The organism is Kitasatospora sp. NPDC001683 (genome assembly GCF_053596495.1).
On the sequence record NZ_JBSFGK010000028.1, the window covers coordinates 83,594 to 93,320 of the forward strand.

Genomic DNA, 9,727 nt, shown 5'->3' on the forward strand with positions numbered 1-9,727 from the left:
GACCTCTCGCGCAACCTCGTTCTCGTTCAAGGATTTTGGGCGGATCGCCGGAGCACGGCGAGGAGCAGCGCCTCAGCATCGCCGGGGGTGGCCATCCAGCGCTGCATCTCGGTGTGGGCGGCGCGGCGGCGGGGGCTGACGGCGCGGACCGGGCGGGAGAACTGGGCGTTCAGGCACCACCAGCGGGAGATCCTGGCCCAGGTGCGGCAGACGTTCACTCGGGATCCGTGACGCACAGCTGGATCGGGTGCACGGACTCGATCCCGATGTACGCCATCGCCCGCACCGCGCCGAACTCGACCAGCTGGTGGGCGATTCGGGGGATGGCGGCCTCGCTGAACAGCTCGGCGAGATAGCCGGCCTGGTCGGCGTCCAGCGGGAGCCGGGCGAGGCTGGCACGGATGGCGGCGAGGGCGTCGGCGAGCCTGGTGAAGGTGGCGGCCTTGGTGATGCCCTTGATCTCCACCGAGACGGGGAAGGGGAGTTCGGCGTTCACTGCACGCCTCCTTCGAGCAGCGCCCACATCACCTTGCCGATGCCGCCGGGGCGGGGCTGGCAGCCCCAGCTGGTGGCGAACTCGGAGGCCAGGAGGAGACCGCGGCCGGCCTCGTCGCACTCTGCGGCCGGGCGGAGGGTCGGGTGCTCGGGGTCGGCGTCGTGCACCTCGATCCGGAGGGAGTCGGGGTCGGGGTGGAGGTCGAACTGGAGGTAGATGAGCCGCCCGGTCGGGGTGACGGCGTGCGGCACGGCGTTGGTGACCAGCTCGCTGACCACCAACTCGCTTTCGTGGCAGAACTGTTCACCGTTCTGGAGTTCGGCGAGGAAGTCACCGAGCAGCTGTCGGGCGAGACCGACGGACCTGGCGTGCCGGGGCAACCAGCACGAGTACTTCTCCAACGTTCCGGGCACGGCGCGGCCGCCGGGAGTGATGGGAGATCTCGCGATCCGGAGGGCGGCGGAGGCATGGGAATGCCCGAGCGATGAACCCCAGGATCACGCTGTGTGGCGATGTTCACCACAGTTCGTAAGCATGCCCGTCTCGCAGGCATGGTGCAATCAAACGCCGCAAGATACATATGGCTTTGGGGATCTGATGTGACGAAACCACTTCCGTCACGCCAGACTGTCGGACGACGACAGAGCGCGACGAAGGGAGATCGGAGCGTGGCCGCAACACCGACGGTGCGCCGCCGAATGCTGGGGGCGGAGCTACGAAGGATCCGCGAGGGGCTCAACCTCAAGGTGGACGACGTGGCAGCCCGGCTCGACTGGCACCAGTCCAAGGTCAGCCGCCTGGAGAACGGGCGCCACGGGGTGCGGGCGAACGAGGTCGAGAAACTGCTCGACGTCTACGAAGTCACCGACCCGGCGACCCGCGAGGCGCTCGCGACGCTGGCACGCGAGGGCAAGCGACGGGTGTGGTGGCAGCCGTACTCGGATGTGATCTCGCAGCGATACGCCTCGTTCATCAGCTTCGAGGCGGAGGCCGTGGCCATCCGGAACTTCGAGCTGTCACTCATCCCAGGGTTGCTCCAGACCGCAGACTACGCGCGTGCGTTGACTCGGCAACTCCAACCCGAGGCGACGACCGAAGAGGTCAACGCCCTGGTCGATGTGCGCCTTGCTCGGCAGAACGCAGCCCTCCGGCGCGAGGATCCCCTCAAGCTCTGGGCGATCACGGACGAGGCCGCGCTCCGACGGGTCGTCGGAGGAAAGGCCGTTATGGCGAAGCAGCTGCAACAGCTCATCGCTGCTTCCAAGGAACCACACGTGACCATACAGGTCGTGCCATTCGAGGCGGGCGCCCATGCCGGCGTACTCGGGTCGTTCGTGATCCTGGAGTTCCCCGTTCGGAATGATCTCGATGTGGTGTACACCGAATCCCTCACGAGTAGCCTTTACCTCGAACGAGATGACGACGTAACAGCCTACGACCAGGCCTTTGACCGGCTTCGGGCAGCGGCTCTTGACGTCGGGCCGTCGCGGCGGCTCGTCGCGAAGATTGCAAAGGAACTTGAATGATCGGCACCAGTGGAGACGGCGCAGACCTGAGCCGCGCAGTGTGGCGTAAGAGCAGGTTCAGCGGCAATCAGGGCAACTGTGTCGAGGTTGCTGACGGCTTCCCTGACATCGTCCCGGTCCGGGACTCCAAGGACCCCGACGGCCCTGCACTCAGCTTCCCCGCCAACGCATGGGCGGCATTCGTCGCCGCCATCAAGACCGGCGAACTCCCCAGCGCCTGACCACACCTGCGTGAGAAGTCGGCTGGGCCGGCTTCTCCCGCGCGGGGGAGGGTTCGGAGTTGCAGTCTTGTCTTCACCAGCTGCTTGACGGGGAGTGGAAGAGAGGGCACGAGCCGCCACCATCGTGCGCGAGAAGTCGGCCCGGTCGACTTCTCGCGCAAATGCGGGCGGTGGCGGCCGGCTAAGTGAACTCCTCCCGTCGCGATGCACCCCAGTGGCGCATCGCGACAGTCTTGACCGTGGACGGCTGCCCCGTCGGACGGAGACCCGTCAATCCAATCGAACGAATGAATTAACGGCCTCAGCGGCCGACTTCGCGCAGGCGGAAGTCCTCGACCGTCTCCCTGCGGATCAGCAGGCGGGCGCGGCCGTCCTTCACGGCCGCGACCGCCGGGCGGCCGACCAGGTTGTAGCCGGAGGCCATCGACAGCTGGTACGCCCCGGCGGCCGGTACCGCGAGCAGGTCTCCCGGGCGGAGGTCGGCGGGCAGCACGGCATCGCGCACGAGCACATCGCCCGCCTCGCAGTGGCGGCCGACCACGTCCACCCGCGCCGCGCCCGCGTCGGACTTCCGGCCCACCAGCCGGACGCTGTACGGGGATCCGTACAGTGCCGGGCGCGGGTTGTCGCTCATTCCGCCGTCCACGGCAACGAAGGTGCGGCCGTCGGCCGAGTGCTTGACGGAGAGCACACGGTAGACGGCCACCCCTGCCGGCCCCGCGATCGCGCGGCCCGGCTCGACGATCAGGCGCGGCACGTCCAGGTCCGCCTCGGCGCAGCGCACTGCGAGCCGATCCGTGACCCGGACCGCGAACTCGGGGAGGTCGAACTCCGCTTCGCCGGGCAGGTACTTGATGCCGTGGCCGCCTCCCAGGTCCAGCTCGGGCAGCTCGACGCCGTGCCGGTCGCGTACGTCCACGAGCAGCCGCACCAGGGCGTCGACCGCCTGGAGGAACGGTTCCAGCTCGGTGATCTGCGAGCCCAAGTGGCAGTGCAGGCCCGCCAGTTCCAGGCCGGGCTGGTCGAGCACCCGGGCGATCGCGTCGGCCGCGTCGCCGCCCTCGATCGGGAAGCCGAACTTCTGCCCACCGACCCCGGTCCGCACCGCCGCATGGTGCCCGGCGGCGATCCCCGGGACCACCCGGACCAGCACCTTCTGCGGGGTGTCGGCAGCCACCAGCGCCGCCAACCGGGCGATCTCCGCCTGGCCGTCGATGACGATCCGCCCGACCCGCAGCCGCCGGGCCAGCCGCAGCTCTTCCGGGGACTTGGCGTTGCCGTGCAGCAGGATCCGCTGCGCCGGGAAGCCGGCGGAGACCGCGAGCCAGAGCTCACCGGAAGAGCACACGTCCAGACCCAGTCCCTCCTCCGCGACCCAGTCCGCCATCGCGCTGCACAGGAAGGCCTTGGCCGCGTACAGCACCTCGGCATGCGGCAGCGCCCGCCGGTACGCCCGCGCGCGACTGCGCACCTCGCCCTCGTCCAGCACGTACAGCGGGGTACCGAACCGCTCGGCCGTCTCCGCCAGGCCTACCCCGCCGACCAGCAGGTCGGCTCCCGGGCCGGGCCGCGCCGAGGCCGGCCAGGGGCCGCCGAGCGCGTCGGCGGGGGCAGGGGCGGCGGGAGCGGAACGGACGGTGAGCTGGGTCATGGTGGCGCTCCTCCGGGTCAGTCTTCGAACTGCATCGCGACGCGGCAGTGCGCCGGGCGGGTGCGGTCGTGGGCGGGCGCGGGCTGCGAGGTCCGGGCCGGGGTCTCCGGCTGCTCGGCGGAACGGTGGCCGGCGAGCCGGACGACCCGGCGTAGCGGAGGTTCGACGGCGAGAGCGGTGTCGTTCATGGCGGGGGTTCCTTCGAAACGGGTGGGCTGGACTCCTCCAGTGGAAACCCTCCGCACACCGACCGCACCCGTCCTTGACACAGGCCGTACGCCCCGGCCGCCGTCCTTGACGCCCTCCTGACAGGCCGGATGAACGGGCGTTCGAGCTGGTCGAGCGCGGTGTCAGGGAACTGTCAAGAACGGCCGCTTCCCCGCCAAGCCCGCGTCAACGGCGGCATGGCGCGGCGGAATCCGATGGTGGGCTGTCCGCCGTTCCCCCGTCGCCACCGAGCCCGCCGCCCCCTTCCACCGGGCGGCCCGGAAGGTCCCCGAGACGATGCGCCGTTCGGCCCTCACCCCACCGGACACCACCAGCGACCAGCAGAACTGGTTCCGCCGCCCGGAACCCGCTCCAGAGCCACCGCCGAGCCACCGCCCGTCCACTCCCCGGGCCCGCCGCACGCTGATCACCCGCCAACAGCTCGCCGAGGCGCTGCCCGCCGCCGTCCGCAAGCTGCGCCCGCGCACGATGATGCGCAACCCGGTGATGCTGGTGGTCGAGACCGGCTCGGCGCTGACCACGATCAGCGCCGTCATCCATCCGAGCGTGTTCGCCTGGGTGATCTCCTTCTGGCTCTGGCTGACCGTGCTGTTCGCCAACCTCGCCGAGGCCGTCGCCGAGGCACGCGGCAAGGCGCAGGCCGACTCGCTGCGCCGCGCGCAGCAGGGCATGACGGCCAGGCGGCTGCTGCACTGGCGGGTCGGCACCCGTGACCACCGCCACGAGGTGCTCCCCGCCGAGGAGTTGATGCTGCACGACATCGTGCTGGTCCCGGCCGGGGAGGTCATCCCGCAGGACGGCGAGGTGGTCGAGGGCGTGGCGAGCGTCGACGAGTCATCGATCACCGGCGAGTCCGCGCCGGTGATCCGCGAGTCCGGTGGTGACCGTACGGCCGTCACCGGCGGGACGAAGGTGCTCTCCGACCACCTGGTGGTCCGGGTCACCTCCCGCCCCGGGCAGAGCTTCGTGGACCGGATGATCGCCCTGGTCGAGGGCGCCGACCGGCAGAAGACTCCGAACGAGATCGCGCTGAACATCCTGCTCGCCTCCCTCACCATCGTCTTCCTGTTGTCCGTCGTCTCGCTGCAGCCGATGGCGATCTATGCCCACGCCCCGCAGACCACGATCGTGCTGGTGGCGTTGATGGTCGCGCTGATCCCGACCACCATCGGTGCTCTGCTGTCGGCGATCGGGATCGCCGGGATGGACCGGCTGGTCCAGCGCAACGTGATCGCCCTGTCCGGCCGGGCGGTTGAGGCCGCCGGCGACGTGGACGTGCTGCTGCTGGACAAGACCGGCACCATCACCCACGGCAACCGCCGGGCCGTCGCGCTGCATCCGCTGCCCGGCGCGAGCACCGAACAGCTCGCCGAGGCAGCCCAGTTGGCGTCGGTCGCGGACGAGACCCCGGAGGGGCGCTCGATCGTCGAGCTGACGAACCGTCAGTACTGGGTGCCGCCGCGCTCCCCCGGCGAGCTGGGCGAGCAGCGGCCCGTCCCGTTCAGCGCGCACAGCCGGATGAGCGGCGTCGACCTCAGCTGGCCGGACGGCAGCGGCTGTCTGATCCGCAAGGGCGCCGCGGCGGCCGTCGCCCGCTGGGTGGTGGACTCCGGCGGGCGGATCCCCGTGGGGGCGAAGCCGCTGGTGGACCGGATCGCCGAGGCCGGCGGCACCCCGCTGCTGGTCGCCGTGCACGACCGGCACGGCGCCCGGGCGCTGGGCGTGGTCGAGCTCAAGGACGTGGTCAAGGAGGGCATCGCCGAACGCTTCGCCGAGCTGCGGCGGATGGGCATCCGGACCGTGATGGTCACCGGCGACAACGCGCTGACCGCCATGGCGATCGCCGAGGAGGCCGGGGTGGACGACTTCCTCGCCGAGGCCACCCCGGAGGACAAGCTCGCCCACCTGCGGCGCGAACAGGCCGCCGGGAACATGGTCGCGATGACCGGCGACGGCACCAACGACGCCCCAGCCCTCGCCCAGGCCGACGTCGGCGTCGCCATGAACTCCGGCACCCCGGCCGCCAAGGAGGCCGGCAACATGGTCGACCTGGACTCCAACCCGGCGAAGCTGATCGACATCGTCCGGGTCGGCAAGCAACTCCTCATCACCCGGGGCGCCTTGACCACCTTCTCGATCACCAACGACGTGGCCAAGTTCTTCGCGATCATCCCCGCGATGTTCGCCCATGCCTACCCGGGGCTGCACCACCTCAACATCATGGGCCTGCACAGCCCCACCTCGGCGATCGCCTCCGCGATCATCTTCAACGCGCTGATCATCATCGCCCTGATCCCGCTGGCGCTGCGCGGCGTGCGCTACCAGCCCGCCTCCGCGAACGAGCTGCTCCGGCGCAACCTGCGGGTGTACGGGCTGGGCGGGCTGGTGCTGCCGTTCCTCGGCATCAAGGCGATCGACCTGCTGATCGAGTTCGTGCCGGGGCTGGGGTGACGCACGTCGGGGGATGCCCGTCAGGGGGCCGTCAAGAAGCGTGTGACCGGCGTCATGGTGGTGTCAGCGCCGGTACGGAGGAAGTGGTTCCGGGGTTGACTGGAGGCATCCGAAGCAAGGAGTGCGGAACCGGCAGAACGCGACCGGAGAGACGGAGGCGAACGGCCATGACCGGCACCACCACCACGACCGGGACCACGAACCGGCCCACGGACGGGACCGCCCGGGTGATCGTCGGCCTGAGCGGCTCGCTGAGCAGTCTGGCCGCCCTCTACCACTCCGTCGGCACGGCGGCCCGGCACGCGGCCGTGCTGGTGCCCGTCGCCGCCTGGACGGCGAACGACCGGGACGTGCTGCGCCCGCTGTCCGAGCTGGAGCACGCCGCCCGGCGGCGTCTGGACGTCGCGTTCGAGCAGGCCTACGGCGGCTACCCGTCCGGGCTGGTGATCCACCCGGTGGTGGTGAACGCAGAGCCGGGGCCCGCCCTGGTCGCCGCCGTCACCGGCCCGGACGACCTGCTCGTCCTCGGCGCCGCCACCCGGCGCCGCTTCGACCGGCTGCGCGGCACGTCGGTGGCCCGGTACTGCCGGCACCGGGCGGGCTGCCGGGTGGTCGAGGTCTCCCCGTCGGCGCTGCTGACCCGGCTGGAGCTGTCCGCCCGTACGGGGGCGCCGCTGCCGCTGCTGGCCCGCTGAACAACCGGGCTACGCCGGGTCCGGCAGGTGCGCGCTGAGCCAGCCGAGTGAGGGCGGGATCAGTCGGTCCCAGGTGGTGAAGTTGTGGCCGCCGGTGTCGACCGTCGCCTGGGCCACCACCAGCGGGGGGCGGGCCGCCGCCGCGAAGGCGGTGGAGTCGGCGTACGTGCGGCCGTCCTGCTTGCTGTCGGCGAGCAGCACGGCGAGCGCGGGCAACGGCAGGTGGGCCAGGCGCCAGTTCAGGTCGGCCTCGTTCCGGCGCTGCTGGCTGCCGCCGAAGAGGTCGCCGGTGGTCACGTCCTCCGCCGCCTTGAAGTAGCCGGAGAGCGAGACCGCCGCAGGGAAGGTGCCCGGGTGCACCATGCCGAGCTTGAGCGCGCAGTAGCCGCCGGTGGAGTCGCCCATGACGCCGAGGCTGCCCGGGCCGCCGAGCACCCGGTAGCCGGCGCGCAGGTCGGCGGGCACGTCGGTGGTGAAGTAGCTCTGCGCCTGCGGGCCGTGCGGGACGTCCTCGCACTCGCTGTCCCGGGGCATGCTGGGCGAGGGCCGCATCAGGACCAGGACGGTCGGCTTCATGGCGCCCTTGCCGAGCAGGTCGAGCTCGGTGGCCGGGTAGCGCAGTTTGGTGACCAGGTTGGTGGCGTCCCCGGGGAATCCGGTCAGCACCAGCACGGCGGGGAAGTGCTTGGCCCCGTTGCCGGGCTGGAAGTACTGCGGCGGCAGGTAGACGTAACCCTCGGTGCTCAGGCCGGTGGTGCCGCCGGGCAGCCGGACCCTGTCGAGCCGGCCGATCCGGGCCGGGTCCCGGCTGACCGAGCCGGCGCCGGTGATCTGGGCCGTACCGAGCACCTGCACCCCGGCCGGTCCGCTGCTCGGGGTGCCGCCACTGCTCGGTGTCCCGGCGGGGCTCGGAGCCCCGCCGGAGCCCTGGATGACGCCGGCGCTGTGCTCGTGCCCGAACAGGTCGGACCAGCTGCTGTAGAAGACGAAGTAGTCGTTGACGGCGAGCCCGAGCATCACGAGCAGCGCCAGCTGGGTGACGGCGACGGTGCCGAGCCGCAGGAACATCGCGGGCCAGCTGCGGACGGCGAGCTTCGGCCAGACCCAGAGCGTGCCGAGCACCGTGCACACCGCGAGCAGCGCCGCCAGCGCCAGCAGCTTGTGACTGGTGAGTCCCATCGGTCCCGGCCTCCCCTACCACTGTGGACCACCGGCCGGAGAATCGGCTCACCTTACTCACCGTAGCCGTGGGTCACCGTAGCGGTCGGTGCTCCTCCAGCGCCTGCCACACCTGGTCGCGCAGGAACGGCGGGTCGGCGTACGCCGGGAGCCGGTAGCGGCGGAAGGCGGCGGTGGGGACCTCGCCGTGCTCGTCCCGCAGCACGCGTTCGAACAGGGTCGCGCCGAGCGCGTGCCCGGCGGCGGACAGCTCGACCCCGCGCTCGCGCCCCGCCTCGTGCAGCTCCTTCAGCGGGATGCTGCGGCCCTCGCAGTCCACCGTCTCCGCGCCGAGCCGCACCAGGGCGCGCCTGCTTTCGGCGGGCGGGCGTCACGAGTGGGTCCGGGCACCATTCGCACGCGCTCCGTGCTGGTGGATCATCCAGGGGACGCATTGGAGTCGACCGCTCCGCAGGCGAACTTCGACAAGGGTGTCGAAGTTGGCATGGCCCGGCTATGCTGTCAACGGGTCCCGAAGGATGGATTTCTGTCTCCGTCGGCAGAACTCCCTTGGATGGTTGAGTTTTTGACGAATCGTCAACACCGTGCGCGGCCCTTCACCGCCCGGCCTCTCCGGGCGTACCCCGGGCCGCCCGGCGCCGTTGTACGGAAGGTGAGTCGCCGCGCCCGCCCCCGCCTCCCGGCACCCCTGCCGAGGAAGAGGTTCCCCATGACGACGTCCCGGCTCTTCCCACGCCCCCGCGAGGCGGCGGTGCTGCTCACCGTCCTCGGCCTGCTGGTGCTGGAGGAGGTCGCCCTCGGCCTCGCCGAGGAGGAGGACCGCCCGGTCATCGGCGGCGCCCTGATCGGCGTGTCCTGCTCCGGGCTGCTGGTCGTCGGGGCGGTCCTGTTCAGCCGCTGGCTCGACGCCCGCCGCCCGCTCCCGCTACCGCCGCCCGGGCCCAACGGGCGCGAGTACAGCGCCCGCGCGCTGGAGGGCTTCCCGATGGAGGCCGTCCGCCCGCTGCTGCTCGCCGAACGCGCACCCCAGCTCGGCCAGTTGTACTCGGCCTGGATGCTCGCCCGGAGCGGCCGCCCGGCCCCGTGGATCGCCCGCCGGCTGGGCCTGCCGCTCGACGCCGTCCAACTGCTGGTCGACGCCGCCCGTTCGAACTCCGACACCCGGTAGCAGCCGGCCCCGGCACCGCGACGCCCGGCCGGGCATGGTGACCGTCCTGCTCGGTGACGAGGGGGCCGGCAAGTCCACCGCGCTGCGGCTGATGCTCGAACTCGAACGCGGC

At 71.4% G+C, this 9,727-nt stretch carries 11 protein-coding genes and 1 pseudogene; 5 read left to right on the forward strand and 7 right to left on the reverse strand.

Going from position 1 to position 9,727, the window contains the following annotated elements; all coding sequences use genetic code 11:
• Nucleotides 1–26: 26 nt before the first annotated feature.
• Genes ACWCYO_RS17585 through ACWCYO_RS17595 form a run of 3 tightly spaced genes read right to left on the reverse strand, consistent with a single transcriptional unit; the run spans nucleotide 27 to nucleotide 909 of the window.
• On the reverse strand, nucleotides 27–218 hold the full coding sequence (locus ACWCYO_RS17585; protein ID WP_449784690.1) for a hypothetical protein: 192 nt from the start codon (nucleotides 216–218) through the stop codon (nucleotides 27–29).
• Nucleotides 215–496, reverse strand: a complete 282-nt coding sequence (locus ACWCYO_RS17590; protein WP_449784691.1) for a hypothetical protein — start codon at nucleotides 494–496, stop codon at nucleotides 215–217. The genes ACWCYO_RS17585 and ACWCYO_RS17590 overlap by 4 nt, the downstream gene beginning before the upstream one ends.
• Nucleotides 493–909: an ATP-binding protein gene (locus tag ACWCYO_RS17595; RefSeq protein WP_449784692.1), complete on the reverse strand. Its 417-nt coding sequence runs from the start codon at nucleotides 907–909 to the stop codon at nucleotides 493–495. The genes ACWCYO_RS17590 and ACWCYO_RS17595 overlap by 4 nt, the downstream gene beginning before the upstream one ends.
• Nucleotides 910–1,164: 255 nt before the next feature.
• Between ACWCYO_RS17595 and ACWCYO_RS17600 the strand changes: the two genes are divergently transcribed.
• Both ACWCYO_RS17600 and ACWCYO_RS17605 read left to right on the forward strand, forming a co-directional pair.
• Nucleotides 1,165–2,022, forward strand: coding sequence for a helix-turn-helix domain-containing protein (locus ACWCYO_RS17600; RefSeq protein ID WP_449784693.1), 858 nt, complete (start codon nucleotides 1,165–1,167; stop codon nucleotides 2,020–2,022).
• Nucleotides 2,019–2,243: a DUF397 domain-containing protein gene (locus tag ACWCYO_RS17605; protein ID WP_270148638.1), complete on the forward strand. Its 225-nt coding sequence runs from the start codon at nucleotides 2,019–2,021 to the stop codon at nucleotides 2,241–2,243. Before ACWCYO_RS17600 ends, ACWCYO_RS17605 begins: the two co-directional genes overlap by 4 nt.
• A gap of 301 nt (nucleotides 2,244–2,544) precedes the next feature.
• On the opposite strand, the gene lysA is transcribed toward ACWCYO_RS17605, so the two are convergent.
• Both lysA and ACWCYO_RS17615 read right to left on the reverse strand, forming a co-directional pair.
• A complete protein-coding gene (gene lysA / locus ACWCYO_RS17610; RefSeq protein WP_449784694.1) occupies nucleotides 2,545–3,894 on the reverse strand; it encodes a diaminopimelate decarboxylase in 1,350 nt (449 codons plus the stop codon).
• Between the two features lie 17 nt (nucleotides 3,895–3,911).
• A complete protein-coding gene (locus ACWCYO_RS17615; RefSeq protein ID WP_270148634.1) occupies nucleotides 3,912–4,082 on the reverse strand; it encodes a hypothetical protein in 171 nt (56 codons plus the stop codon).
• A 316-nt stretch (nucleotides 4,083–4,398) separates the two neighbouring features.
• Here ACWCYO_RS17615 and kdpB point away from each other — a divergent pair, with 316 nt between their 5' ends.
• Nucleotides 4,399–6,573 (forward strand): potassium-transporting ATPase subunit KdpB, encoded by a 2,175-nt coding sequence (gene kdpB / locus ACWCYO_RS17620; RefSeq protein ID WP_449784695.1) that lies wholly within the window; start codon nucleotides 4,399–4,401, stop codon nucleotides 6,571–6,573.
• A 167-nt stretch (nucleotides 6,574–6,740) separates the two neighbouring features.
• Nucleotides 6,741–7,268, forward strand: a complete 528-nt coding sequence (locus ACWCYO_RS17625; protein WP_270148631.1) for a universal stress protein — start codon at nucleotides 6,741–6,743, stop codon at nucleotides 7,266–7,268.
• 9 nt (nucleotides 7,269–7,277) lie between these two features.
• Here ACWCYO_RS17625 and ACWCYO_RS17630 read toward each other — a convergent pair whose 3' ends face one another.
• Both ACWCYO_RS17630 and ACWCYO_RS17635 read right to left on the reverse strand, forming a co-directional pair.
• Nucleotides 7,278–8,447, reverse strand: a complete 1,170-nt coding sequence (locus tag ACWCYO_RS17630; RefSeq protein ID WP_270148629.1) for an alpha/beta hydrolase — start codon at nucleotides 8,445–8,447, stop codon at nucleotides 7,278–7,280.
• Nucleotides 8,448–8,520: 73 nt separating this feature from the next.
• Nucleotides 8,521–8,796, reverse strand: a pseudogene (locus ACWCYO_RS17635) (hypothetical protein); the annotation flags it as partial.
• Between the two features lie 360 nt (nucleotides 8,797–9,156).
• Here ACWCYO_RS17635 and ACWCYO_RS17640 point away from each other — a divergent pair.
• The gene (locus tag ACWCYO_RS17640) at nucleotides 9,157–9,615 is read left to right on the forward strand and encodes a hypothetical protein (RefSeq protein WP_270148627.1); all 459 of its coding nucleotides are present in this window, start codon (nucleotides 9,157–9,159) and stop codon (nucleotides 9,613–9,615) included.
• Nucleotides 9,616–9,727: the final 112 nt, after the last annotated feature.

Bases quoted from the DNA above. Each gene is read 5' to 3' on its own strand.
- kdpB (WP_449784695.1), top strand. From the start codon at position 4,399: ATGCGCCGTTCGGCCCTCACCCCACCGGACACCACCAGCGACCAGCAG.
- ACWCYO_RS17625 (WP_270148631.1), top strand. From the start codon at position 6,741: ATGACCGGCACCACCACCACGACCGGGACCACGAACCGGCCCACGGAC.
- ACWCYO_RS17605 (WP_270148638.1), top strand. From the start codon at position 2,019: ATGATCGGCACCAGTGGAGACGGCGCAGACCTGAGCCGCGCAGTGTGG.
- ACWCYO_RS17640 (WP_270148627.1), top strand. From the start codon at position 9,157: ATGACGACGTCCCGGCTCTTCCCACGCCCCCGCGAGGCGGCGGTGCTG.
- ACWCYO_RS17615 (WP_270148634.1), bottom strand. From the start codon at position 4,082: ATGAACGACACCGCTCTCGCCGTCGAACCTCCGCTACGCCGGGTCGTC.
- ACWCYO_RS17630 (WP_270148629.1), bottom strand. From the start codon at position 8,447: ATGGGACTCACCAGTCACAAGCTGCTGGCGCTGGCGGCGCTGCTCGCG.
- lysA (WP_449784694.1), bottom strand. From the start codon at position 3,894: ATGACCCAGCTCACCGTCCGTTCCGCTCCCGCCGCCCCTGCCCCCGCC.